This window comes from Paenibacillus glucanolyticus NBRC 15330 (assembly GCF_004000885.1).
In the GTDB taxonomy this organism is placed as follows: Bacteria; Bacillota; Bacilli; order Paenibacillales; family Paenibacillaceae; genus Paenibacillus_AQ; species Paenibacillus_AQ glucanolyticus.
Window position 1 is genome coordinate 211598 of the sequence record NZ_BIMC01000004.1, and the last position, 26095, is coordinate 237692.

28 protein-coding genes are annotated in these 26095 nt (G+C 47.9%); 23 read left to right on the plus strand and 5 right to left on the minus strand.

Going from position 1 to position 26095, the window contains the following annotated elements; genetic code table 11:
- The first annotated feature begins 60 nt into the window (after positions 1-60).
- The 3 genes from spoIVB to PGL02S_RS08995 all read left to right on the plus strand — a co-directional run bounded on the left by spoIVB (position 61) and on the right by PGL02S_RS08995 (position 2937).
- Complete coding sequence (spoIVB, locus tag PGL02S_RS08985; RefSeq protein ID WP_006209383.1) at positions 61-1395, plus strand: SpoIVB peptidase; 1335 nt, start codon at positions 61-63, stop codon at positions 1393-1395.
- A gap of 195 nt (positions 1396-1590) precedes the next feature.
- On the plus strand, positions 1591-2394 hold the full coding sequence (gene spo0A / locus PGL02S_RS08990) for a sporulation transcription factor Spo0A (protein WP_036636771.1): 804 nt from the start codon (positions 1591-1593) through the stop codon (positions 2392-2394).
- 165 nt (positions 2395-2559) lie between these two features.
- Positions 2560-2937 (plus strand): zinc ribbon domain-containing protein, encoded by a 378-nt coding sequence (locus PGL02S_RS08995; protein WP_036636773.1) that lies wholly within the window; start codon positions 2560-2562, stop codon positions 2935-2937.
- A gap of 58 nt (positions 2938-2995) precedes the next feature.
- Here PGL02S_RS08995 and PGL02S_RS09000 read toward each other — a convergent pair whose 3' ends face one another.
- Complete coding sequence (locus PGL02S_RS09000; protein ID WP_006209385.1) at positions 2996-3898, minus strand: ArsR/SmtB family transcription factor; 903 nt, start codon at positions 3896-3898, stop codon at positions 2996-2998.
- A gap of 294 nt (positions 3899-4192) precedes the next feature.
- Here PGL02S_RS09000 and PGL02S_RS09005 point away from each other — a divergent pair, with 294 nt between their 5' ends.
- The 6 genes from PGL02S_RS09005 (at position 4193) to PGL02S_RS09030 (ending at position 9811) form a co-directional block, all read left to right on the plus strand.
- Complete coding sequence (locus PGL02S_RS09005) at positions 4193-5434, plus strand: extracellular solute-binding protein (RefSeq protein WP_036636775.1); 1242 nt, start codon at positions 4193-4195, stop codon at positions 5432-5434.
- A gap of 92 nt (positions 5435-5526) precedes the next feature.
- Positions 5527-6402, plus strand: a complete 876-nt coding sequence (locus tag PGL02S_RS09010; protein ID WP_006209387.1) for a carbohydrate ABC transporter permease — start codon at positions 5527-5529, stop codon at positions 6400-6402.
- Positions 6403-6456: 54 nt separating this feature from the next.
- Positions 6457-7371, plus strand: coding sequence for a carbohydrate ABC transporter permease (locus PGL02S_RS09015; RefSeq protein WP_006209388.1), 915 nt, complete (start codon positions 6457-6459; stop codon positions 7369-7371).
- 41 nt (positions 7372-7412) lie between these two features.
- Positions 7413-8387 carry a glycoside hydrolase family 43 protein gene (locus PGL02S_RS09020; RefSeq protein ID WP_036636777.1) on the plus strand — a complete coding sequence of 325 codons (975 nt, stop codon included), beginning with the start codon at positions 7413-7415 and terminating at the stop codon, positions 8385-8387.
- Between the two features lie 255 nt (positions 8388-8642).
- Positions 8643-9530 (plus strand): NAD-dependent epimerase/dehydratase family protein, encoded by an 888-nt coding sequence (locus tag PGL02S_RS09025; RefSeq protein WP_036636778.1) that lies wholly within the window; start codon positions 8643-8645, stop codon positions 9528-9530.
- A gap of 68 nt (positions 9531-9598) precedes the next feature.
- Complete coding sequence (locus tag PGL02S_RS09030; RefSeq protein WP_036636779.1) at positions 9599-9811, plus strand: hypothetical protein; 213 nt, start codon at positions 9599-9601, stop codon at positions 9809-9811.
- A gap of 67 nt (positions 9812-9878) precedes the next feature.
- On the opposite strand, the gene PGL02S_RS09035 is transcribed toward PGL02S_RS09030, so the two are convergent.
- The gene (locus PGL02S_RS09035; protein ID WP_036636781.1) at positions 9879-10184 is read right to left on the minus strand and encodes a DUF2627 domain-containing protein; all 306 of its coding nucleotides are present in this window, start codon (positions 10182-10184) and stop codon (positions 9879-9881) included.
- 156 nt (positions 10185-10340) lie between these two features.
- Here PGL02S_RS09035 and lpdA point away from each other — a divergent pair, with 156 nt between their 5' ends.
- From lpdA to lipB, 5 genes are all read left to right on the plus strand, one after another.
- On the plus strand, positions 10341-11762 hold the full coding sequence (lpdA, locus tag PGL02S_RS09040) for a dihydrolipoyl dehydrogenase (RefSeq protein WP_006209393.1): 1422 nt from the start codon (positions 10341-10343) through the stop codon (positions 11760-11762).
- A 175-nt stretch (positions 11763-11937) separates the two neighbouring features.
- Positions 11938-12978, plus strand: coding sequence for a thiamine pyrophosphate-dependent dehydrogenase E1 component subunit alpha (locus PGL02S_RS09045; RefSeq protein WP_006209394.1), 1041 nt, complete (start codon positions 11938-11940; stop codon positions 12976-12978).
- On the plus strand, positions 12969-13955 hold the full coding sequence (locus tag PGL02S_RS09050; RefSeq protein ID WP_006209395.1) for an alpha-ketoacid dehydrogenase subunit beta: 987 nt from the start codon (positions 12969-12971) through the stop codon (positions 13953-13955). Before PGL02S_RS09045 ends, PGL02S_RS09050 begins: the two co-directional genes overlap by 10 nt.
- A gap of 18 nt (positions 13956-13973) precedes the next feature.
- Positions 13974-15383 (plus strand): dihydrolipoamide acetyltransferase family protein, encoded by a 1410-nt coding sequence (locus PGL02S_RS09055; protein WP_036636783.1) that lies wholly within the window; start codon positions 13974-13976, stop codon positions 15381-15383.
- An 84-nt stretch (positions 15384-15467) separates the two neighbouring features.
- A complete protein-coding gene (lipB, locus tag PGL02S_RS09060) occupies positions 15468-16148 on the plus strand; it encodes a lipoyl(octanoyl) transferase LipB (protein ID WP_036636785.1) in 681 nt (226 codons plus the stop codon).
- A 27-nt stretch (positions 16149-16175) separates the two neighbouring features.
- On the opposite strand, the gene prli42 is transcribed toward lipB, so the two are convergent.
- On the minus strand, positions 16176-16277 hold the full coding sequence (gene prli42 / locus PGL02S_RS09065; protein ID WP_006209398.1) for a stressosome-associated protein Prli42: 102 nt from the start codon (positions 16275-16277) through the stop codon (positions 16176-16178).
- A gap of 114 nt (positions 16278-16391) precedes the next feature.
- Between prli42 and PGL02S_RS09070 the strand changes: the two genes are divergently transcribed.
- Complete coding sequence (locus tag PGL02S_RS09070) at positions 16392-17522, plus strand: tripeptidase T (protein ID WP_036636787.1); 1131 nt, start codon at positions 16392-16394, stop codon at positions 17520-17522.
- A gap of 74 nt (positions 17523-17596) precedes the next feature.
- Here the strand turns inward: PGL02S_RS09070 and PGL02S_RS09075 are convergent, their stop codons facing one another.
- Both PGL02S_RS09075 and mciZ read right to left on the minus strand, forming a co-directional pair.
- Positions 17597-18811: a tetratricopeptide repeat protein gene (locus PGL02S_RS09075; protein WP_006209400.1), complete on the minus strand. Its 1215-nt coding sequence runs from the start codon at positions 18809-18811 to the stop codon at positions 17597-17599.
- Positions 18812-18908: 97 nt separating this feature from the next.
- Positions 18909-19073, minus strand: coding sequence for a Z-ring formation inhibitor MciZ (gene mciZ, locus PGL02S_RS09080; RefSeq protein WP_006209401.1), 165 nt, complete (start codon positions 19071-19073; stop codon positions 18909-18911).
- A 93-nt stretch (positions 19074-19166) separates the two neighbouring features.
- Here mciZ and PGL02S_RS09085 point away from each other — a divergent pair, with 93 nt between their 5' ends.
- From PGL02S_RS09085 to PGL02S_RS09120, 8 genes are all read left to right on the plus strand, one after another.
- On the plus strand, positions 19167-19748 hold the full coding sequence (locus PGL02S_RS09085) for an NUDIX domain-containing protein (RefSeq protein ID WP_036636793.1): 582 nt from the start codon (positions 19167-19169) through the stop codon (positions 19746-19748).
- 1 nt (position 19749) lies between these two features.
- Entirely contained in the window at positions 19750-20964 is a 1215-nt protein-coding gene (locus PGL02S_RS09090) for an endonuclease Q family protein (RefSeq protein WP_036636795.1), read from the plus strand.
- Between the two features lie 92 nt (positions 20965-21056).
- A complete protein-coding gene (spoIIM, locus tag PGL02S_RS09095) occupies positions 21057-21680 on the plus strand; it encodes a stage II sporulation protein M (protein WP_006209404.1) in 624 nt (207 codons plus the stop codon).
- A gap of 109 nt (positions 21681-21789) precedes the next feature.
- A complete protein-coding gene (gene fur / locus PGL02S_RS09100) occupies positions 21790-22254 on the plus strand; it encodes a ferric iron uptake transcriptional regulator (RefSeq protein WP_006209405.1) in 465 nt (154 codons plus the stop codon).
- Between the two features lie 282 nt (positions 22255-22536).
- A complete protein-coding gene (locus tag PGL02S_RS09105) occupies positions 22537-22848 on the plus strand; it encodes a YqzK family protein (RefSeq protein WP_244892253.1) in 312 nt (103 codons plus the stop codon).
- Positions 22849-22889: 41 nt separating this feature from the next.
- On the plus strand, positions 22890-23774 hold the full coding sequence (locus PGL02S_RS09110; protein ID WP_036636797.1) for a tyrosine recombinase: 885 nt from the start codon (positions 22890-22892) through the stop codon (positions 23772-23774).
- A gap of 56 nt (positions 23775-23830) precedes the next feature.
- Positions 23831-24655 carry a purine-nucleoside phosphorylase gene (locus PGL02S_RS09115; protein WP_036636799.1) on the plus strand — a complete coding sequence of 275 codons (825 nt, stop codon included), beginning with the start codon at positions 23831-23833 and terminating at the stop codon, positions 24653-24655.
- Between the two features lie 193 nt (positions 24656-24848).
- Positions 24849-26039, plus strand: a complete 1191-nt coding sequence (locus PGL02S_RS09120; RefSeq protein WP_006209409.1) for a D-alanyl-D-alanine carboxypeptidase family protein — start codon at positions 24849-24851, stop codon at positions 26037-26039.
- Positions 26040-26095 lie beyond the last annotated feature (56 nt).

Sequence of the window (26095 nt, forward strand, 5' to 3'; positions counted from 1 at the left end):
TACGCAATTGGCGACCACCTTTTCGTCAAGCGAAAGAAGAAAAAGGGAGCGTGACAGCCATTGAAGCCTAACCTCAGGAGAAAACTGCTCGGTTTCGTTCTTGCTTTCCTTCTTTGTTTCCTTGGATCTGCTGATCCTGTCCAATCTTTTGCTTCATTGCCTGATGAGCTTAGGTTGATTTCCGGTCAGCAGTCCCGCCTGGATGTTGCCATGCCCGTTCAAGCACTCGCTTCAGTAGATCGTCCGGATGTCGTGCAACTCAACGGCTCCAGCGAATCGCAGCTTCAAGTATCATTGAAGCATCCGCTGCACTTAAATCCTCAGCAAAGCGGAAAAGCTGAAGTTACACTGAAATTATTCGGTAAAATTCCTCTGAAGACTGTACATGTCAAAGTGATGCCTGAACTCAAGGTAATCCCGGGTGGTCAAACCATCGGTGTCAAAGTGAAATCCTCTGGAATTCTCGTGGTTGGTCATCACCTGGTACGCGTTCAAAACGGTGCCAAAGTGTCACCCGGAGAAGCAGCAGGTTTAAAACTTGGCGATCTGCTTACGACGATGGATGGCAAGCCGCTCAATGACGTAACTAAGGTTGCAGATCTCGTGGAGAAGGCGGGCAAAGCCAAGCGGCCACTGGATATCTCTTTTAAGCGGGGCGGTAAAGAAATGAAGACCAAGCTGAGTCCAGCTTATGACCAGGAAGATCAAAGCTGGCGCCTTGGCCTCTATATCCGTGATTCTGCCGCAGGTGTAGGCACCTTGACCTTCTATGCACCCCACCAGAAAGTCTATGGCGCCCTGGGCCATGTCATCACCGATATGAATACTCAAACCCCTATTGAGGTTGGAAGTGGCCAGATCGTTCAGTCTAACGTCACGTCCATTAGCCGTAGTGAAGAAGGCGAGCCGGGAGAAAAACGGGCAACCTTCACGAAGGACGGCAAGATTTTGGGCAACGTCGAGCGTAACACCCACTTTGGCATTTTTGGTAAAATGAATGATCTGCCGGATCACGGGCTTTATCAGGAGCCGATACCGGTTGCCATGTCTCATGAGGTTCAGGAAGGCCCAGCCGAGATTTTGACCGTTGTTGAAGGTCAGGAAGTCGAACGCTTTACAGTTGAGATTGTTCATGTGTCCAAACAGGACGTTCCGGCAACGAAAGGGCTTGTGCTGCGCATTACGGACCCAAGGCTGCTCAAGAAGACAGGCGGTATCGTACAGGGCATGAGCGGCAGTCCAATCGTCCAAGACGGTAAGCTGATTGGAGCTGTAACCCACGTGTTTGTGAATGATCCCAAATCGGGATATGGATGCTTTATTGAATGGATGCTTCAGGATTCCGGTGTACTACAATCTACAGAGTCAACTCCTCAAAATCTTAAGGCAGGTTAATGCCTTGAGATTTTTTGTCGTAAAAGAACGAAATACAGATTAATTTGAAACAAAATATTTAATTATAAATCAACTTCAAAAAAAAATAAAGAAAAATAATTTTCGACAGAAGGAATTTAAATAAGCATGTCGAAAACTTTATACACAAGAAAATGTTCTAAACTAATCACTGATCTGATAAAGGAGGAGCACGAATTGCAAAAGATCGAAGTATTATTGGCAGATGACAACCGTGAGTTTACAAACCTGCTTGGTGAATACATTTCGGATCAACAAGACATGTTGGTATCCGGAATCGCTTATAATGGCGAAGAAGTATTGAACATGATTGAGGAATCAGGAAAAGCACCAGATGTGCTAATCCTTGATATTATTATGCCTCATCTGGATGGACTTGGCGTACTTGAGCGTTTACGCGATATGAACCTGTCTCCACAGCCGAAAGTCATTATGCTCACGGCATTTGGTCAGGAGAATATTACTCAGCGTGCTGTGCAATTGGGTGCCTCTTATTATATTCTGAAGCCGTTTGATATGGAGGTTCTGGCTAGCCGCATTCGCCAGCTGGTTGGATCGCCAAGCAATATCTCGTCCAGCACGCCGTTTTCAAGCATGAAATCCAATGTGGTTCCTATGGGCAAGGGCAAGAATTTGGATGCGAATATCACATCGATTATTCACGAAATTGGCGTTCCTGCTCATATCAAAGGTTACCAATATTTGCGGGAAGCGATTACTATGGTATACAACAATATCGAAATTTTGGGTGCGATAACCAAAACGCTGTATCCGGCCATTGCCGAGAAGTTCAAAACAACGCCTTCCCGAGTGGAGCGTGCCATCCGTCACGCCATTGAAGTGGCCTGGACGCGCGGCAATATCGATTCCATCAGCCATCTGTTTGGTTATACCATCAACATCAGCAAATCCAAACCAACAAATAGCGAATTCATCGCGATGGTCGCAGACAAGCTGAGAATCGAGCACAAGGTTTCTTGAAAGGGTAAGGACTAACATTGAAATCACTCCTTTATTGGTTGCGAATGAGAAACCTGTGAAGGAGTGATTTTATTTTTTTGTTAGTTTGTTTATTGAGTATACCCTTCATTAAAAAGTTACAGTATACGATAAAAAGAGAAGGGAGATAAAATGTAGGAGGTCAAAATGTACTGTAACAACTGTAAACAAGATCTACCTGTTGATGCACCGTTTTGTATTCATTGTGGGACAGCAACAAACGAAGAGGAAACAGACGTGAATAGTTCTATCGCTCTTAAATCCGTGGAAACAGGCAATCAGCGTAAGAATACGATTGGAAGTATCGTATTTTCGATCGGAATTATTGAGGTAATCTGTTCAGTGATTGTTTTCTTTATGATTGGTAAGCCAGAAATGTCATATGATGATTTTAATTATATGGTTGCTTTACCCTGGTTGATAATTGGTACCGTATCAGGTTTTTTCACAATAGCGTTTGCCGAAATTATCTTCCTGCTAAGTGAAATAAAAAATAAGATCTCCACAAAAGAAACCAGCCGTTGATTCGGCTGGTTTCTTCTCGCTATATGCTCCTCATTCTTAATGCTCGGGCCTATCCCCCTCACAGATAATACATTTTGAACTCGATATCTTGTTCGTGGTTGCCGAATTTTTTGCCGAATATCGTGGCTCCTCCAACGTGCTCCGCGTCTGGCTTTACTTCAATTCGAAAGGTCCAACGGTCACAAGTGGTATCCAGATCGTTCACAGAGACAGGGGAGAGCGGGTCGCCATCAATGTATGTGCCATGGCTTGTAATCCGGATCGTTTTCAGTAGTCCATATTGGTTGATGTTGTGCGGCCACCATTCAGGTGTATATTTCCCTCGCGTATCTGCGAAATCCCCGGGGCTTGTCCACGTACCGAGTTCAATCCCATTTAATGAGAACGTAATATCCGAAGGCCAAACATCGTTGGAAAAAGGAAATTCCGACGACAGCTCCAAGCTGATCTCGAACTGCTGCAGCTTCTCGTCCTTCTGAAGAAAGTTAGCGATGTTGTACTGGATAAACCCTTCGGTAAACCATAGAATCTCTGCATCAACCCGCTTCGGATCCATAAAATACTTAGGCTCATCCACCCTTCCGATAAACTCCTTTTCAGTCGCAAGGCCGCAGGTAGGCTTCAGATCATAATCCGTGTAATGGCCGATAGGCACCGAAGCTTCATAGGAAGCAAAAGAATGAAAAATTTTTTTGGGAAAATTGATTTCGATATGATCCACTTTCAGGATTGAAATTTTTTGCTGTCCGGATTTTCCGGGGATTTTCTCCGTGCGTATAATCCCCGCATCTTCCAGTTTTTTAATATGCTTTGTCACAATCGGACTGCTAATTTGAAGTTCTTGAGCCAAATCCTTGATATTCATTTTGTTTTTGGAGAGCAGCTGAATTATCTTGATTCGAACTTCGCTGGCCAACGCCTCATAAACCACAAGCGATGACTTGTCTATTTCCAATTGCATATGACCACTTCTTTCAAAAAAGTTTTCATGAACCAAGATGAACAAAGATCATTAACTAATAAGCATCATACCATAGGCAAGGTTAACCTGTATATAAATCACCTCTTTTATAGAAACAAAATTTCGAGTATATGATTAACATAATAGTTAATTAAATATAAAATTATTATATTAGATTTATATTTAAGTTATTGACACCGCTTTCAGAGCGAGTGTATACTGAACCAAAGTTAATCGTTTCCATTTCCCTGACAGGTGAATGATTAACCAAATGATTAGTAATAGGAGGAGAGTTTGTTGAAGAAAAAAATGGGGGTTTCACTGATACTTGTATGGTTAGCCGTAGCAGTTCTAGGGGGATGTGGAAACGGAGACAAAAACACCATCACCTTCTGGACGCCTTTGACAGGTGATGACGGAGCTTACATGGATCAGCTCGTAAAGGACTATAATGCAACAAATCCCGAGTATAAAGTGAAACATGTGATTACTTCGGATATGTATACCAAGATATCCACGGTTCTGAACTCCGGCAAGGGCGTACCGGATTTGTCCATTATTCATGCCGACCGGGTGCCGAGCTTTGTGAAGCAAGGCGTACTTGAACCCATGACAACGGTTATGCAAGCGCAACCAGAACTGAAAGAAGACAATTATTTGCCACAAGCCTGGGCAACCGGAAATGTGGAGGGTACCCAATATACTGTGCCTCTCGATATTCATAGCAATGCGATGTATTACAACAAGAACCTGCTCAAAAAATACAATGTCGAAAGTTTTCTCGATGACGATGTCGTTACCATTGATGAAATATTATCCCTGCAAGGAAAGTTAGATGAAGGCGACTATGTGGTCAACGATGCATTGTTAGGCTGGGTTGTGTTGGCTCAGATTCAGAATCTGGGCGGCGGTATCGAGCAAGACGGCAAGCCGGCCGTAAACACAGAAGCCATGAAGCAGGCCCTGACCGAGATTAAGAAGATATCGGATGCGGGGTTAATGACTCCGTTCGGCGAAGACGGATACTTGATGTTCCAAGCTGGAAACGTTTTATTTTCTACAGACGGCACATGGAGTTCGACGGCACATGCCAGCGTGGAAGGATTGGATTTTGGCGTAACCAACATCTATTCGACCAGTGCAGATACATTCACGAACCGTGCCTCCTCACACTTATTCTCCATGCTGAAGAACGAGAAGAGAACGGATGAAAAAGAACAAGCCATCGGCCAGTTCCTCGAATTCATACGGGAACACTCCATAGAGTGGGCAAAGGCGGGACAGATCGTGGCCAGTAAACAAGTCATTGAGAGCCCTGATTACGACAGCTACATCCAGTCGTTCTTCACTTCTAACGATAAGGAGATCGAATCGTTGTACATCTACACCTATGAATACTATCCGTATGTGGCAGAAGCCGTAGATACCTATGCAGGGGATATCGTAAGAGGAAATGTCGATATCGACGAAACTTTGGTGACAATGCAAAAGTTTGTAGAGGATAAAATAGCCGAGGGCAATAGCGGCGCGAAATAACAGGCAGGGAATCTGAACCGAACCGATTGAAAAAAAGAAACGTGTCGTTGGATCCAAGACACATTTCTTCTCCAAAGGAGACATGAAAGGGTATGAATAAGAAGTCGTTGACGCCTTTTTTCTTTGTAGGTCCCCATCTGATTTTATTTATCGTATTTATCCTGCTGCCGACCATTTACGGGATATATGCATCGTTTACGCAATGGAATTTGATCAATGATCCCGTGTGGGTTGGGCTTGCCAACTATAAAACAATTCTGTTCAACACGGAGTCCACGTTCTATAGCCAGTTTATGAATGGTCTGAAAAACACGCTGATTTTCGTTGTGCTGAGCGTGCCTGTATTAATTATCATCCCTTTAATGATTGCTGTTTCACTTGAGCATAAAAAAGTGAAAATGAAAAATGTCATCCAGTCCATTCTCTATATACCCGGACTCATCTCGATTTCCGCGGCGGCACTTATTTGGTCATTAATATTTAATAAGCAGCTTGGAATCACCAATAATATCTTCGGTTCGGAAACCGTCTGGGCGGCAAATCAACCCTACGCTTGGCTCATTATCATTGTCATTACGATATGGGGCGGCGTGGGTGGAAACATGATTATCTACCGCGCCTCCATAAGCGGCGTATCCAAGGATTTGTACGAATCAGCAGAAATGGACGGAGCAGGACCGGTCCGCAGGTTTTCGAGCATTACGCTGCCGTCGATTCGTTTTCCGCTGATCTATACCTTTGTTATGACAACGGCCGGAGCCTTCAACGTATTCGGTCAACCGCTCATGATGACGGACGGGGGACCAAGGCAGAGCACAACGGTATTGATGATGTACATTCGGCAGCTGGCTTTCGGTCATGGAGAATCGATTGCTGGTATGGCTTCCGCAATGGCAGTGCTGCTGGGATTAGTCATACTTGTGATCTCAGCTCTTCAATACTATGTCATGAACCGAAACGCTTCATAGATGGCGAGTCATGCTTGCAAGCAACGGAAACGATAAAGGTAGGTGTACTGTGCAATGTCGAACCCGGTATTAAATGAAACCGATATGAAGAATCCAAGGCTTGGTCCATCCGGTCCGAAGAAGGCTGCATCTCATATAAGCATCTCAAAATATATAGCTTACACATTTCTGATTGTGCTGTGTATCATATGGGCAATTCCCGTCATTTTTGGTATTACCACGTCTTTTCGCTCGCAAGCTGAAGTGGTGTCCAGCGGTTTCAGATTGCTGCCCGTCAACTGGATTTTCGATAATTATGTTACCATTCTGCAGAACACGTCGACGGCCCCTATTTTACGCTGGCTGATGAACTCGGTGTTCATTGCAACCCTGCATACACTGCTGGTGATTGTGGTCATTTCACTTACTGGTTATGGATATTCACGCATGAAGTTTAAAGGCAGAGATGCATTGTTCTTTACTTTGCTGGGTATCTCCTTTTTTCCTGGCGTGGTTAATCTCATCCCGTCTTACAAAATCATCGATGCGCTGGGCTGGGTGAACACGTCATGGGCGATGATTATTCCGGGGTTGGCGGGCATGGGTAACATTTTTCTGGTTCGGCAATTTATGATGGGCGTTCCCAAGGATCTGGATGAATCGGCTCGTGTTGATGGTGCGGGAGATTTTAAAATCTATTACTCTATCATCTTGCCGCTTATGAAGCCGGTATTGATTGTGTGCGGGTTGTTTTCCTTCACAGGGTCCTGGAATGATTTTCTCTGGCCTGTCATCGTATATACGGATGTGGAGAAAATGCCGGTCACCGCAGGTCTATTGCTGCTGCAGGACATATACGGCAATTATCGCATGATCGGCCAATTAATGGGCTCTGCCATTCTAGCGATCATTCCGACGCTGCTGTTGTTCCTGTTTGCCCAGAAATACTTTGTGCAGTCTATTAACTTAAACGCCGGTATCAAGGGTTAGATAGAATACAAATAAAATAATAAGGTATAGGAGTCGTCACCATGTCTGAATTATATATAAAAAATCCCCTGATCGAGCAGCGGGCAGATCCATGGATCTATAAACATGTCGATGGTTATTATTATTTTACCGGTTCCGTCCCGGAATACGACCGCATTGTGCTACGGCGCTCGACAACGATACAAGGGCTCGTGGATTCACAAGAGGCGACGATCTGGCGCAAGCATGAATCAGGCCTGATGAGTGCCAACATATGGGCTCCTGAGCTGCATTACATCGACGGCAAATGGTATGTCTATTATGCAGCTGCCCATACTTCAGAAACAAGGGACGGGTTGTTTGATCATCGTATGTTTGTGCTGGAGAACGAGGCGGCAAACCCGCTGGATGGGGAATGGGTGGAGAAAGGCCAAGTGATTACCCGGTGGGAGTCGTTTGCCTTGGATGCAACAACGTTTGAGCATAGAGGAAACCGGTATTATGTGTGGGCTCAGAAGGATCCTGCTATTCCAGGCAACTCCAATCTGTACATTTCATTGATGGAAAACGCATGGACGCTGACAGGCGAGCAGGTCTGTATATCGATTCCCGAGTACGAATGGGAGAAGATCGGATATCTCGTAAACGAGGGGGCCGCTGTGCTTAAGCGCAACGGACGTATTTACATAACCTACTCGGCAAGCGCCACCGACCATAACTATGCGATGGGACTGCTGACGGCAGATGAGGACAGTGACCTGTTAAATCCTGACTCGTGGATGAAATCACCATCGCCTGTATTTGCTACATCGGAAGCTAACGGCCAATATGGGCCAGGGCATAACAGCTTCACCGTTTCCGAGGATGGCTCGCAGGACATCCTGGTCTACCATGCGAGAAGTTATAAGGAGATTGTGGGAGACCCCTTATACGATCCGAATCGACATACGCGGGTGCAGATTTTCCAGTGGACAGAGGATGGAATGCCGGATTTCGGGGTACCGAGAGCGGATAGTGATCTGGCATCCAGGTCATAACCTCTGCTCCTAAACCTGATTCTAATTCGTATAACAGGAGCAGCAGCTCCGTATATGCAGCAGCCAACCGACTGAGCGCCAGCTTGGTCGGTTTTTGCTTTTTGGGAAGATGGTTACAAAGATAAAATAGGAGAAAAGAAGGAGTCTGCGATGCGGATGGAGAAAAAGGGACAGACAACGATAACTATTGGTTAAGAAAGAATACACCGAATTTTAAACGCGATAACTTTATTTCCTGGTAAGGAGGAATTATAAATGGCAAAGATTCTAGTATTGGGCGGCACTCGTTTTTTTGGCAGAAGGCTTGTTAACCGGCTGCTGGCTAACGGAGATGCCGTTACGATTTTGACGAGGGGACAACACCAGGATTCTTTTGGAGGTGCTGTACAGAGAGTTGCCGTGGATCGCAAAGATCCGGAAAGCCTGAAGCAAGCGGTGGGGAATCAGGACTTTGACATCGTGTACGATAATATATGTTATACTCCAGAAGAAGCGGGACAAGCAGCCGATATTTTTACGGGACGGGTTGGACAATATGTGCTGACCTCCACGCTATCGGTATATGATTTTGCAGATCACCCTGTGCGGGAAGAGGACTTCGATCCTTACAGATATCCTGTCATGATGAATGCAAGCCAGGATTACAGCTACAAGGAAGGCAAGCGTCAGGCTGAGGCCGTGTTGTTTAGCCGACATAACCTGAATGTCACCGCCGTTCGATTACCGATTGTCCTGGGACCGGATGATTATACAAGAAGACTGCTCTTCCATATTGAGCATGCTGCCAGCGGAGAAGCTATTGGGTTGCCCGATCCGGATGCGGAAATATCGTTTGTGCATGCTGAGGAGGCGGCCGAGTTTTTGGAGTGGGCAGGTCAGGTTCAGTTTGAAGGACCGGTTAATGCTTGTTCCGTCGGTACAATATCAGTCAGAGAAATCATGGGCTTGATTCAGCAGGAAATTGGAAGATCGGCACCGCTTCAGACATCGGCGGCACCTGAGCATATGTCTCCTTTCGGCATTCCGGGGGATTGGACGATGGATCATGCCAAAGCGGCTGCTGCCGGCTTTTCGTTTTGGGAGTTGAAGGAATGGATGCCAAAATTGATTGCTGAATTGTCTGCTGATCTGAAGGTTCGATAGTTCGTTAATAGGAACGGATAGATCGTTCAAGTATGAGTAGAGTGAAATGCTCTGAGAGGGAGACAAGCATGAGTGACAAGATGGAAACCTGGAAGGCACGTATGCAAGAGGTGGAGTCGCAGGGAGGCTTATCTCTGGAAGCAGCAACGTTAATTCATGCCATGTATGAAGAACTTGAAGTTATAACGAAGCAAAACATGAATCTCCGCAAAACCGTTTTGAAGGCCACTTCCAAACAGACAAGAATGTCGAGCAAACTGAAGGATGCTTTGATGGAATAGCTGGTTCAAACAATCAAAAAAACAAACACCGGAGATGGCTCTCCGGTGTTTGTTTCATATCGCTTGATTAACTTTTGGATGGCGTTCCTGATTTTGACGCCGGACGCTTCTTTTTGAATCTCGGGCCGACGTAATTCCGTTTGCGATCCCGGAACAGGATCCACCCGCCCAAGAAACTGATGCCGATGACAAACAGCGCAAGTCCGCCTAAAAACGGCAGCCAGCCGAAAGCGGGATTCGCCACGCTATCATCCCCATGAACGGAAATATATAGAAAAACCGCATCCTTCATCATTAAGAAACCCTTCATTGCCATGAAGCCCGGGATGACCAAAATCAAGATGGCAATAAAGCGGGAAATTAACATTTTCATAGGAGATTCCTTCCTGCGACTGATGTAAGTAACTAACGTTTATCATACCTTTTTCATATGATGATGTCTATTTCGATTATCGATTCGGATTTTGTAATCCGAAAAAAAGAGAGTACAATGATAGTGAAAACTGGACTTATTATGGAGGTGCCGTTTGTGGCTATAACTTGTGACGTAGCAATTCTTGGCGGGGGAACCGGTGGTTATGTAGCTGCCATTCGTGCTGCCCAGCTTGGCAAAAATGTGGTCATCATTGAACAGGACAAACTGGGGGGAACCTGTCTTCACCGCGGTTGTATTCCCAGCAAAGCATTGCTTCGCAGTGCTGAACTGTATGCAGAAATGAAGGATAGCGAGAGTTACGGAATCGAGACGAACGGGATTCGGCTGTCATTTGGCAACGTGCAGAAGCGTAAAGACGGCATCGTGGATAAGCTGCATCAGGGCGTCCAATATTTAATGCGTAAAAATAAAATCACCGTCATACAAGGAAAAGGGAGAGTCATCGGTCCATCGATTTTCTCCCCGCGGAGCGGTGCTGTGGCGGTTGAGCTTCCGGATGGGGAGATGGAGACGGTGGTTCCCGCCCATCTGATCATTGCGACCGGATCGCGGCCGCGTCACTTACCGGGCCTTGAGCCGGACGGCATACATATACTGACAAGCGATCATGCACTTCAACTGGAGGAGCTTCCTTCATCCATTATGATCGTAGGGGGCGGCGTCATCGGCGTGGAATGGGCCTCCATGCTGAACGATTTTGGCGTGAAGGTGACGGTAGTAGAGGCCTCCGCTCATCTGCTGCCATCCGAAGATGAAGAAATCGGGCGAGCGCTTACGAAGATGCTTTCCGCCAGAGGCGTTGAGGTGATCACGAACATTAATCTTTTGACCGACAGCTGCGAAATCCAGGATCATAGCGTCTCCATTACGATCGAGCAAGGCGATGAGACAAGAAGGTTATCCGCGGACAAGCTGCTCCTCTCAGTCGGAAGAGTAGGCAATACCGAGAATATTGGCCTTGAGAATACCGATGTTCGGGTGGAGAACGGTGTAATAACGGTGAATGCGAATATGCAGACGACAGAGCCTCACATATATGCGATCGGAGATTGCATCGGGGGGCTTCAGCTTGCCCATGCGGCGAGTCATGAAGGCATTGCGGCCGTAAACCATCTGTCGGGCGAGAAGTCGGAGACTTTCCGCAGTGAATGGATTCCTCGCTGTGTATACACCCGTCATGAGGCGGCGAGCGTTGGTCTGACCGAGAAGCAGGCCAGAGAACGCGGGCATGAGATCAAGATTGGGAAATTCCCGTTTTCGGCGATTGGCAAATCACTGATCCATGGAACGAAGGAAGGGTTTGTTAAAGTCATTGCCGATCAGAAGACACAGGATATTCTGGGTGTGCATATGGTGGGTCCGCATGTAACGGAGCTGATTGGTCAAGCGGCATTAGCTCAAGTGCTGGATGCGACACCATGGGAAGTGGGGACGGCTGTCCATGCCCATCCGTCTTTGTCGGAAATTATAGGCGAAGCGATGCTTGCGGTGGATGGACGGGCTATTGGTTTGTAGAGATGAGTGTATTCTTTTGTGGAATCCCTCATTTCTTTTTGCGGAGAAAGGGATTATAATAACATTAAGCCAAGTCTTAGTACCAGGTTTTAATACTTGATCTAATATGCCCCCTTCTTAACGAAATGGGCAGGTCAAGCCTGATAGTCATGGCTCACATAAAGGAGGGATCTCCATGAAAGAACATGAAACGGTTACGGCGAACAACAATAGGCATGAGCAGCTTGGACTGACCGACGGACAAGTGCTAGACATGTACAAATATATGGTACTGGCGCGAAAGTTCGATGAGCGCAACCTGCTGCTGCAGCGTGCGGGCAAAATTAATTTTCACGTATCGGGTATCGGGCAGGAGGCATGCCAGGTTGCTGCTGCTTTTGCACTGGACCGGGAGAAGGATTATTTCTTACCATACTACCGTGACTACGGATTTGTAATGGCCGTTGGCATGACGCCTCGGGAATTGATGCTGTCGGCATTTGCCAAGGCTGAAGATCCGAACAGCGGGGGACGCCAGATGCCAGGACACTTCGGCAGCAAGCGTCTGCGGATTGTGACGGGCTCAAGCCCGGTGACAACCCAGGTTCCGCATGCGGTCGGTATTGCGCTTGCCGCGAAAATGCAGAAGAAGGACTTTGTATCGTTTGTTACATTTGGTGAAGGATCAAGCAATCAGGGCGATTTTCATGAGGGCTGCAACTTTGCAGGTGTTCACAAGCTTCCTGTCATTATCATGTGTGAGAATAACCAATATGCCATCTCGGTGCCGCTTCATAAACAGATTAGCGGTAAGGTGAGCGATCGTGCTCTTGGGTATGGCTTCCCTGGTATTCGAGTAGACGGCAATGATGCGCTTGAAGTGTACGCAGCCGTGAAGGAAGCACGCGAACGTGCGATTCGCGGGGAAGGACCTACGCTGATTGAATCCATGATGTACCGTTTGTCCCCTCATTCCACATCGGATAACGATCTGGCTTACCGGACAAAAGAAGAGGTTGAAGAGAACTGGAAAAAAGACGGCGTTGCCCGCTTTAAGACCTATTTAATCGACCTTGGGCTCTGGGACGAAACACGCGATCAGGATCTGGTCGCACAATTGAATCTGGAGATCAAAGAAGCGACGGAATCTGCAGACCTGGCTCCGTTTCCGAAGCCGGAAGATACGCTTCTTCACGTATATGCCGATGATGAAGGGGGCGCAGCAGAATGGCGGTAATGGAGTATATAGATGCAATTCGTCTGGCCATGAAGGAAGAGATGGAGCGTGACGAATCGGTATTCGTCCTTGGTGAGGACGTTGGCGTAAAAGGCGGCGTATTCACCACAACCAAAGGTTTAATGGACCAGTTCGGGGAAGCACGGGTGCTTGACACGCCGCTGGCAGAATCCGCGATTGCCGGCGTGGCGATTGGTGCTGCGATGTATGGCATGAAGCCGATTGCCGAGATGCAATATTCCGACTTTATGTTCCCGGCTACCAATCAGATTATTAGCGAAGCGGCAAAAATCCGCTATCGTTCCAATAACGATTGGAGCTGCCCGGTTGTCATTCGTGCACCTATTGGCGGCGGGATATTCGGGGGATTGTATCATTCCCAATGTCCGGAATCCGTTTTCTTTGGAACACCGGGACTTAAGATTGTTGCCCCATTCTCAGCTTATGATGCCAAGGGACTGCTCAAAGCGGCTGTACGCGACCCGGACCCGGTGCTGTTCTTTGAGAATAAGAAGTGTTACAAACTAATAACCGGCGATGTTCCGGACGATGATTACGTTGTACCGATTGGCAAAGCAAATTTGCTGCGTGAAGGATCGGACATTACGGTAATCAGCTACAGCATGCCTCTGCATTTTGTTATGCAGGCTGCCGAGGAGCTTGAGAACGAAGAGGGCATCAGCGCCCATGTCCTGGATTTGCGTACCATTCAACCGCTTGACCGGGAAGCGATTATCGAAGCAGCCCGTACAACGGGCAAAGTGCTGATCGTGCATGAGGATAATAAGACCGGCGGCGTTGGAGGGGAAGTATCCGCTATTATTGCGGAGCATTGCCTCTACGATTTGGATGCCCCGATTATGCGTCTCTGTGGTCCGGATGTACCGGCCATGCCAATCAGTCCACCGATGGAGAAGTTCTTTATGCTTAACAAGGACAAAGTCAAAGAATCCATGCGTCAATTGGCGCTTTATTAAGAACAGGGAGTTGTGAGCATGTCTGAAAATCAGAAATTGACCGATGTTACGATGCCTCAGCTGGCGGAATCCCTTGTTTCCGCGACAATTGCCAAATGGCTGAAGAAGCCGGGGGATTCCATAGAGCAGTACGAACCGATCTGCGAAGTGATTACCGATAAGGTTAATGCGGAGATTCCATCTACGCTGGATGGCGTCATGGGAGAGATTCTTGCCCAGGAAGGTCAAACCGTTAATGTAGGTGAGGTTATTTGCCGGATATCGGTTGCTTCCGCTCAGGAGGCAGCGGTGTTGTCACATACGGCAGTCAACCGAAGTGCTTCCACAGCGGGTCAACCCCAAGAGGGTACTAATGAAGCGTATTCGATGCGCTCGCGTTATTCACCGGCGGTGCAGAGTCTGGCTGCAGAGCACCGGATTGACCTCTCGCAAGTACAGGGCTCCGGCATGGGTGGAAGAATAACGCGTAAGGATGTACTGGCTTATATCGAAAAAGGTGGAGCAGCCGCAAGTTATGCGGCCGAAGGAGCGGCCTTCAATCCATCGCAAGCCCCGAAAGAGACGGTACAGCATCGTTCGATGTCACCATTTGAAGGTCTGCAGCATCAGACGCCGTCGGAACCGTCGCCACCGCTCGGTACGGCTATCCCGAATGTGCGCCACTCCGGGCTGCATCTGACGGAATCGCCGAAGATTCCAACCATCGAAGTGGAAGGAATGGAGGGCGGAAGATCGGAATATTTTATTGACGTTACTCCAATGCGCAATGCAATCGCTAGAAATATGCGTCAAAGCGTGACGGAAATCCCGCACGCCTGGACCATGATTGAAGTAGATGTGACCAACATTGTGCTGCTTCGCAATCAGCTGAAGGACGAGTTTAAGCGCAAGGAAGGAGTTAATCTCACCTACCTGGCCTTCTTGCTCAAAGCCGTTGTGAACGCAATTAAAGATTATCCGATCATGAATTCCTTCTGGGCAGTGGATAAAATCGTGGTGAAGCGCGATATCAATCTATCACTGGCAGTCGGAACAGAGGATTCCGTGCTGACGCCGGTTATTCATCGTGCCGATCAGAAGAACATTGCCGGATTGGCAAGAGAGATCGAGGAGCTGGCACGCAAGACACGCGAGGGCAAGCTTAAGCTGGACGATATGCAGGGCGGGACGTTTACGGTAAACAATACGGGATCCTTCGGTTCGATTCTGTCGTATCCGATCATCAACTACCCGCAGGCGGCGATTCTGACCTTTGAATCCATCGTTAAAAAGCCGGTTGTCATCAATGACATGATTGCTGTTCGCTCGATGGCGAATCTGTGTCTGTCTCTGGATCATCGGATTTTGGATGGCGTCATCTGCGGAAGGTTCCTGCAGCGTGTTAAAGATAACCTCGAAGGTTATACCTTGGATACAAAGCTCTACTAAAAATTGCCGTTTTTTTCGTATGAAGTCAGTGGCATAAAGTTTTCATTAGGTTAGTCGGAACCCTATGAAAGAAGGCGTGAGCAGATGAATAAACCGTTAGACGTATCGTATACGCCAATTGTAGATTATGGTATGGCCTGGGAACTTCAGAAATTGCATGTTTCTGCCATTGATCAAGGGGAGCGTCACGAAAGTTTGATGCTCCTTCAGCATCCTCCAACCTATACGATGGGTTCACAGCGCCATCCGGAGCATTTGCTGCTTAGTAAAGAGGAGCTGGAGAAACAGGGAATCGGCCTGTTTGAAATTGATCGTGGCGGAGATATTACATATCATGGACCAGGGCAGCTGGTCGGATATCCGCTGCTGCTTCTGGATGGCGGGAAGAATTTGAATCTGCACGGATTTCTTCGCGATGTGGAACAGGTTATTATTGATTACCTGGCCTCCTATCATATTGAAGCAGGGCGCAAACCCGAATATACCGGGGTATGGGTAGGGGATTCGAAAATCTGCGCAATTGGCGTTAAGTTTAATAAATGTCGACAGCATCGCGGATTTGTGACGAGCCACGGGTTTGCGTTTAATATTAAATCCGGAATTGCCGACGCGGGCTTCTCAGGCATCATTCCATGCGGAATACAGGAATTTGGTGTAACTTCGCTGGAGGATTGTACGGGGCATACGTTTGAAGTAGAGGAAGTAGCCCGGGAGATCGTGCCTTACTTCACCCGGGTATTTCCATATGAGGCTCATTGGTTGTAAACGGGAGCTGTGAGTAGTGGCAAGGCCTTAACGAAGGAACAAAGGCTCAAGTACAATCAGAAGCGTTGATCCGATCATAGCAATCAGCATAAGATAGATAACAATTCGAAACCACTTTTTACGTTGCATGGTGTAACTCCTTTGAAATAGGTTTAATGATGAACAAGACTTGCATCTGCATCATCGATTTAAGAAATGGATATAAGGATATTGTATCGTATCTGCGAAAGAGAGGGAAGTCTAGTGATTTCAGAAGAACGTATCATTCGAGAGTTTATGGAATTAGTTCAGGTGGATAGCGAAACGAAACATGAAGAAGAGATCTCGAAAGTGCTTAAAGATAAATTTACCCGTCTTGGATTTGATGTCACCGAAGATGATGCAAAGGAAAAAACAGGTCACGGCGCGGGTAATTTGATTATTACCTGGAAAGCGGATCAGGCTGCTGAACAAACGCCTAAATTGCTCTTTACCTGCCACATGGATACCGTAACACCCGGTAAAGGCATCAAACCCGTACTTGGTGAAGACGGCTGGATTCGAAGCGACGGCACAACCATTCTCGGCGCGGACGACAAAGCGGGAATCGCAGCACTTCTGGAGGGTATTCGGGTAATCCAGGAAAATAACATTCCCCACGGACAAATCCAGTTTGTGATTACGGTAGGTGAGGAGTCGGGGCTGGTCGGAGCCCGTGCGCTCGATCCCGATTATTTGGACGCGGATATCGGGTTTGCCCTCGATTCCAATGGCGAATTGGGTTCGATTGCTGTTGCAGCGCCAACCCAGGCAAAAATCAAGATGATTATCAAAGGAAAATCTGCTCATGCAGGTGTCAATCCGGAGGATGGCATCAGTGCAATTCAAGTGGCTTCCAAAGCCATATCGAAAATGAAGCTGGGACGCATCGACAAGGAAACCACGGCGAACATCGGCAAGTTTCAGGGCGGGGGCGCAACGAATATCGTGTGCGACCATGTACAGATTGATGCGGAAGCGCGCAGCATCGTTCAGGAGAAAGTGGATAAACAAGTCAATGATATGCGTGAGGCGCTCGAAACCACGGTTCGCGAATACAACGCCAATTGCGAGTTCATCAGCGAAATCGTTTATCCAGCATTCAGTTTTAATGAACATGATGAGGTTGTTCAGCTGGCACAGCGTGCCATCCGTGGATTAGGTTTCCCAACCCGAACCTTCCAGTCCGGCGGTGGCAGTGATGCCAACATTTTCAATGGTCTTGGCATTCCAACCGTCAATTTGGCCATCGGATATCAAGAAATCCATACCACGCAGGAACGCATTCAAGCGGCTGATCTGGTAAAAGCTGCCCAGATTGTCGTAGGGATTATCCAAGAAACGGCTAAGGCTTAGTTGACAGGAATACAATAAAAGAGCCCGAGGCAGACGATGAAGTCCGCTTCGGGCTTTTATTGTGAATTTATCTATCAGTTCAAGAATGACATCGTCAACGAATTGCCTTCTATTCGTCTCTGTGCAGGCGACCAGGTAGTATGCCAGTTCGTGCTTTCTACAACATGCAGCGCGGCATGGATGCTGTCCATGTATTGCTCGATTTCCTTCCGCGCAGGTTCTGATGGATACTGCTCCTCCAGTCGTGAGGAGAGGGATATCAAGGCAGACTGTAAATAACAGGCAGCTTCGCCGAATCGCGTCTCGGTGTGTTCAGGATAAGACCGTCTTAGCTGCTCCAGCAAGGATGCGGCTTCATCGTATTTTCCTTGGTCATACAGACTCTCTGCCGCTATAAAACATACGTTCATACTATAGCTGCCATGTTCTTGGAGAGGGAGCGCTTCCAATTGATTTATTTTGGATACAGCGAGTCCCCTGTAACCTTCATAATAAAGAAAACAGATCAGTGCATAATCAGTGTGATCGCTGCAATCCGCAAGCAGCTCCTCGGCTACTGATACCATGCCAAGTGATATGGCGGTACGGGCTAACTCAAGCAATTCGGACATGATGATGAACCTGTCCGGAGCTCTACCTTCCCATTTCCACTCACAGAGCTGTCTGATTCTAGCCAAGTGATTCCTTTCGGCTGCTCTCGGGCAGGCCTGCTCTCCTTGGCTGTTCTTGGAGCCATGCAGATAACTGTCAATAAGCTCTATGGCCTCAGGCAGCTGATCGGTCATAATGAGACAGGACACGTATGGGATGCAGGTATCGGGATTCAAGTTCTCCTGATTGGCAAAACAGAGGGAAGCGAAAGGGTAAGCTCCGATGTAATACAACGACCTGCCAACCATTGCATGGGATGCGGGAAAGCGGTTCGTTTCAGCCAATAGCTGCTCATATATAACCTCATCGGTCGTCCCTTGCAGAAGCAGAAGGGCTGCCCAGTGATTGAGCGCCTCCTGAGCATATGTACCCGCGTGATGCAGGACGGTCTTAAAGGCCTCCTCAGATTTGTGGAAGGCGCGCATACGCATGCTTAATAACCCGTACTCAAGCCAGCTTAGGTCAATCTCTTTCCATCCGGAACGGGTATTGTCAGTTGGATCGGACTTCGCAGCTTCCTTGAAACTTTCCAGAGCCTTATCGAGATACCCGCGTCTTTTGTACCATTTTCCGCGTTCATAATCAGTTGATGGTGGATTTGTAATTGGTTCGGATTCAATAATAGGTAATTGTCGCATGTCGAAGCCTCCCAATGGTATAACACCCGTTTAGGTGAAAAGGTCATGGTCTATATTCGAAAAAAACAGAAAAAAGTCGAAAAATAGGTCTTAGAACCTAATTCTGTGTCCCGCTTTCGCGTTTATTTATTGTATTTTTTGAAATAATATCCATAACTCTCGTCTCTGAGCCCCATTGCTGCTGCCACTGCTTCAGCATAATCCGAATCTGCCAGGCCTGTCCTACCAAATGAATCGAATGGTCTCCTTTATAGCTTTTCATGGGTGCTACCTTCTTTCTGCGGAATTTTGATATAATACACCTTATGCAATAGCATGGTCAGACATGCCGTTTTTAAACAAAGGAGGTCATTTTATGAGCGATATCGGCAGTAAGAACCGGGAAGCTTCGGATAAATTGCTGGAAGAAACCACGTTGTCTTCTCAATCGATTTTTGAAGGGAAAATTATCTCGCTGCAGGTGGACACGGTGAAACTTCCGGATGGACAGACCGCTAGCCGTGAAGTTGTCCGGCATCCGGGTGCGGTCGCCGTGCTGGCATTAAAAGGCGACACAATGCTGGCTGTGAATCAGTACAGGCAGCCGCTGGGCCGCTGCGAGGTTGAAATACCTGCGGGCAAGCTGGAGCGTGGGGAGGATCCTCTGGAGGCTGCCAAGCGCGAACTTCAGGAAGAGACGGGGTATACCTGCGGTTCCATTCGGAAGCTTCATTCCTTTTACACGTCACCGGGCTTTGCGGATGAAATCATTCATTTGTATTTGGCGGAAGATCTCGTTAGCGGCGACATGAATCCGGATGAGGATGAATTTATAGAAATGATGGAAATTACGCTGGAAGAAGCTTATTCCCTCATTCAAGAAGAGAGAATCAGCGATGCGAAGACCATCCTGGCTGTGTATGCCTGGAATATGTACAAACTGACAGGGAAAATCTGATATGCTGTCATCTTTAGAACAGACAACGGACCGGCAGCTTCATTCTTTTTATGGTGATATGCATATTCACATCGGGCGCACGAGCAGCGGGCAAGCTGTGAAAATAAGCGCAAGCAACAATCTGACCTTTGAGAATATTGCCATCGAGGCATCGGAGCGAAAAGGTATCCAGATGATTGGCATCATCGATTGCCACTCTCCTTCGGTGCAGGAGGATATTATCCAGTGTCTCGACAGTGGAGCCATGCAAGAGATTGATGGCGGAGGGATAGCGTACCGGGATACGGTCATCCTGCTTGGCAGCGAGATCGAAATTCGTGAAAGCGGCCGTGGTGCAGCCCATGTGCTGGCCTATTTTCCAGATCTGGGTACGATGCAGGATTTCACCGTCTGGATGGCGAGATATATGAAAAATGTGCAGCTGAGCTCTCAGCGCATCTACGTTACTCCGCGTGAATTGCAGCAGGAGATTGTTGACCGCGGCGGTTTGCTGGTGCCTGCACATGTGTTTACGCCTCATAAGGGGCTGTATGGCAGCATGGCGGATCGTATGAGCGAGGTATTCGACCTGAACGGGATCGCCGGAATCGAGCTTGGGCTCAGTGCGGACTCCTCGATGGCAGGGCGGATAAGCGAGCTGGACGGTTATTCCTTTCTGACCAACTCCGATGCCCATTCGCTTGGTAAGATCGGCAGGGAGTATAACCGAATTGACATGGCTGAGCCTTCTTTTGCAGAATTCCGAATGGCACTCGGGGCCAAGGACGGGAGAAGAATCAGCGCAAACTACGGGCTTAATCCCCGACTGGGAAAATACCATCGGACCTATTGCAGCGGATGCGATAGCATTCTGGATGAGGGCAGTGATATAAAAGAAATGAAGCGCTGTCCATACTGCGGCAGCACCAAGTTGGTACAGGGGGTATTTGATCGGATTCTTCATGTCTCGGATCGTGAAGAACCCGTGATTCCCCTCAGCCGACCGGAGTATCACTATCAGGTTCCGCTAGAATTCATTCCCGGGCTTGGCAAATCCGCCATGTCGAAGCTGCTGCAAGCCTTTGGAACGGAAATGAATATCCTTCATCAGGCGACGGAGGCAGAACTTGCGGCAGTTGCCGGCGATCAGCTGGCGGCAAGCATTGTCATGGCCCGAAACGGGACGCTGTCCCTGTCGGCAGGCGGGGGAGGCACTTACGGGAAAGTGCTTCGATAAATCCACGGGACTCTCTTTCATTCACCGAAAGTCATAGAAGAAGGACGAGTGTCATAGAGTAGAGTAGAGACGCAGAAAGGAGACTCTATTCTATGTCATCATTCCGCCAAGCCTTTAAGGATCAGACTACGCTCTATGTGTTTGTTGCCGTCCTGTTCTTAGTCGGCGTACTGTTTGGAGCGTTGATGGTCAATGCACTTTCACTGGAGCAGCAGCAGGAAATGGCCCGATATTTGAATCACTTTTTTGTTAACGTGCAGGACGGTGGAGAAGCCATGAGTCAATCTTCTTACTGGAGCATCGCAGCCCTTCATCTGAAATGGATCGGCTTGATATGGATTCTGGGATTGTCCGTCATCGGACTTCCTGGAATATTGATATTGGATTTCTTAAAGGGAGTTCTTATCGGGTTCACGGTCGGTTATTTGGTCGGGCAATATTCGTGGAAAGGACTGCTGTTTGCCCTGGTGTCGATTGCGCCGCAAAATTTGCTGATTATTCCAGTGCTCATGATGTGCAGTGTAGCAGCAATCACCTTCTCTCTATATATCATCAGAGACCGTTTTATTATGAATCGCGGCGGCAGCATGATGAAGCCATTTGCATCTTATGCTTTGTTGACGTTCTGCATGGTCCTGCTGACACTCGGAGTTGCATCCTTTGAAACCTGGGTTACCCCTGTTATGATGCGCTGGGTCACTCCAATGTTGCTTTAATCCGCGAATTTTTCCATATAGCAAAACCGTTTGACTTTGTTTGTCAAATCCCCCTATAATGAAGGAAGTGAACAATAACGTGCAGTGATTTCCAAGGGGGAGGGAAACGATGGAAGCGCGGATCGACAAAATTAAGCAGCAGCTACAATCCCAAGGATACAAATTAACGCCCCAACGGGAAGCCACGGTAAGCGTATTGTTGGAAAATGAAGACGACCACCTTAGCGCAGAGGATGTATTTATGCTCGTGAAAGAGAAGGCTCCGGAGATCGGTCTGGCAACCGTGTACCGTACCCTAGAGCTGCTCAGTGAGCTTCATGTTGTAGAGAAGATAAATTTTGGCGATGGTGTCGCCCGTTATGACTTGCGGACGGATACTTCGAAGCATCACCATCACCATTTGATATGTACTCAATGTGGAAGTATGGATGAGATACGCGAGGATTGGCTCGGTCCTTTGGAAGAGCGGTTGGAGCGAGAGTTCAACTTTACCGTTCATGACCATCGGCTTGATTTCCATGGCATATGCTACCGTTGCAAAGAGAAGGGCAAGAATGACCAGGACAAATCATAAATTTTATATCAATTAACCAAACAGCAGTGATGACGATTAACCAAACAGCAGTGATGACGATCACGGCAAGCCCTCTACGGCGGTAAGCCGGGAGGGTTTTTTTAGATAGCAATCCTATAATCATAAACATGCACGCATCTGTATCGTTCACATAAGAGCATTCCATCTGTACCATTTACAAGTACGTCGTCAGACGTTTTTTTTATTCTTCAAAATATCAGATGCCTTTTCCTTATTCCGTATAGAAAGAAGATAAGGGTCATGTCGTCATAATCCTGCAGCTTGTATCATAGGCTTTACGTGATGCGATACCTGGAATACCAGCTTTCATATCGCGATGATGAAAGAGAGGCGCTGCATGTGATTATATCGATTCGGAAAATAGGCTCCCTGATCCGTTTTATTTCGATGTTTGCCGTTCTGGCGATGTTTTTTTATTTTGTGCTGGGCTGGGTAAGCGACTGGCTGACCCCGATGGATCCTTACAGTGCACCTTCGGGCCAAGCTGTAAAGGCATTTCAGCCTGAAAGCACCATGGATTCCCGGTATTCGCCGGCGGAACGCCTGCGATTGTATTATTGGTACGGGGAATGACTGTGTTTTTTTAGGTGCACGGAATAGGAGATAAAGTGATCATGAAGCAATATCTGGACGAATATGTAACCTATTTGGAAGAAGTGAAGAGACTGTCCCGGAGCACGATTGAATCCTACCGGGCAGACCTTAACGGATTTATTGAATATGCAGCGGACAGGGAAGTGACCCATCCACAGGATGTGAACCGGACGGTGTTGGGATTGTATTTGGGAAGACTGAGGCAGCAGGGCAAGGCGGCATCGAGCCAGCTTCGCTGCACGGCTTCCCTGCGGTCCTTTTTTCAATATCTGGTGCGTCAATCAGTTATCGGACAAGACCCAACCCAGCTGCTGGATCGTCCCAAGCCGGAACGGAAGCCTCCACAGGCTTTAACCATTGAGCAGGTGGACAAGCTTCTGTCCGCCCCGGATTCCGGCACGCCGCAGGGGGCAAGGGACAGGGCGATGCTGGAACTGCTCTATGCCTCAGGCATCAAGGTTTCGGAGCTGGTCTCACTCAGCATTCATGACCTGAATATGGAGATGCGATTTTTGCGCTGTGCCGTACCCGGGGGGAAGGAGCGTATTCTTCCGATCAGCCAGATTGCAGCCCAGAGTGTGGCTTATTATATGCGTGATATGCGGAGCCAGCTCATAAGAGATGCCGAGGAAGAGGCATTATTCCTGAATTCACTGGGTACCCGCTTGACACGGCAGGGATTTTGGAAAATTATTAAAAAGTACGGCAAGCTGGCCGAAATCGATGAGGAAATAACGCCGCATACCCTTCGCCATTCCTTTGCCATACATTTGCTGCAGAATGGTGCCGATTTACGCTCCGTTCAGGAAATGCTGGGTCACTCGGCATTATCCACCACGGGCATGTATCAATCCACCAAGAAGAGCATGAAGGAAGTTTATGATCATTACCACCCGAGATCTTAAGGACCGCAACATGTCCACTGATCTACAACTTATTTTCAGTTAGGAGAGGTATTAACATGAGTTCAGTTAATCAACAGAGCATTAAGGAAGCAGCAGCTTACATACGCGAACAGAATGGCGTTCAACCCGAGGTTGGCCTGATTCTGGGTTCGGGACTCGGTGTCCTGGCCGAATTGATTCAGGACCCGGTTTCGATCCCATACACCGACATTCCGCATTTTCCGGTATCGACGGTAGAAGGTCATGAAGGGGAGCTGCTCCTGGGCACGATTTACAACCGACCTGTGGTCATGATGAAGGGCCGTTTCCACATGTATGAAGGTTATGGTCCGGAAGTGACGGCGTTCCCGGTACGGGTCATGAAAGAGCTGGGCGTGAAGAGTTTGCTCGTTACCAATGCGGCAGGCGGTATCAATACCTCCTTCGAGCCGGGCGACCTTATGCTGATCTCCGATCATTTGAACATGACGGGAACCAGTCCGTTAATCGGACCTAACGATCCTGAGCTTGGCGTACGGTTCCCGGATATGTCGCAGGCCTACAGCCGGAAGCTCCGTCAGTTGGCAAAAGAAGTAGCCGTGAGTCAGAGCGTTGTTCTTAGAGAAGGGGTTTATGCCGGCTTGCTTGGGCCAACCTATGAAACGCCGGCTGAAATTGTCATGCTGCGCACACTGGGCGCGGATGCGGTAGGCATGTCAACGGTATCTGAGGTGATTGTGGCCAGACATGCGGGGCTTGAGGTGCTGGGCATCTCCTGCATCAGCAACATGGCAGCAGGTATTCTGGATCAGCCGCTTTCCCATGATGAGGTTATGGAGACAGCAGAGAAGGTTCGCGAGAAATTCCTTGCGCTTGTGTTGGCCATTATCCCGAAAATGTAATATTTCCAAGTACAAGGCTGTACTCTAGTAGATGCGAATCTACCGGAGTACGGCCTTTTTGCTATGCTCCCGAAAGTATAGAGTCCTAACTTTTCCGTAAAATACTGGAATAATTTGTTTTCATCCTGACGACAATGAATAGCAGACCCGTATACTTGCGGGATGCCATTACGAATGTCAGGAGGGGACGGAATTGAAAAAAGCGTTGATCGCTGGATTCCTTGTTCTATTTGTTGGGTTGTCCAGTACGGCTGTTCCAAGTTATGCAGAAGAAAATAGTAAAACCGGCGAAGGGTCATCTCAAGAGGAACTGGCGCCTAGTGCTCGTTCCGCCATATTGCTGGATGCGGATACCGGAACCATTATTTATGAAAAAAACAGCCATGATAAGCTGCCTCCGGCCAGCATCACCAAGATTATGACGATGCTGCTTACGATGGAGGCCATTGATGCGGGACGATTGCAGTGGACGGATAAGGTACGTACCAGTGAATATGCTGCCTCCATGGGTGGATCGCAGATTTTTCTTGAGCCTGGGGAAGAAATGACCGTTGATGAAATGCTGAAAGGCATTGCCATGGCATCAGGCAATGACGCTTCTGTTGCGATGGCGGAGAAGCTTGCCGGTTCCGAACAAGGTTTTGTCAAGATGATGAATGACAAAGCGGCTGAGCTGGGAATGAAAGATACGCATTTTGTGAATTGCAACGGACTTCCGGCAGAGAATCACTATACTTCAGCTCATGACATCGCGGTCATGAGCAGGGAATTGCTGAAATATGAGCAGATCACCAAATATACAGGCTCGTACCAGGATTATTTGCGAAAGGATTCGCAAAAGCCGTTCTGGCTGGTGAACACCAATAAGCTGGTTCGTTTCTACACAGGTGCAGACGGCCTGAAAACCGGATATACGTCAGAGGCTAAATTCTGTTTGTCCGCAACGGCCAAACGGGATGGACTGCGCGCAGTAGCCGTTGTCATGGGAGCTCCTGACACCAAGACGCGGAATAATGAAGTATCCCGTATGTTTGACTATGCGTTCGCTCAATACACGATGCATTCTATCTATAAGCCAGGCGAAGTATTGGGCATCGTGAAGGTTCAGAAAGGGAATGTGCCTGAACTGTCCATTCAAGCGGACAGAGACTACAGCGTGCTTGTGAAGAAGGGCGTAAAGGACCCGGATATCCGTCATGAAATTCAGATGGATCAGAATGTGAAGGCTCCTGTTTCCGCCGGACAAGTCATCGGCAAGCTCTTGGTCTATCAGGGGGACCGACTGGTGAAGGAGTTTGAGCTGACATCTCCGGTTGAGGTGAAGAAGGCAGGCTTCTGGAAGCTGTTCAAACGGACAACCGGCAAGTTGTTTCATGTAGATTAATGGGAGTTTTCTTCTAGTTTTGTCGTGATGCAGGAATGTCTTTTTCAAATGTAGAA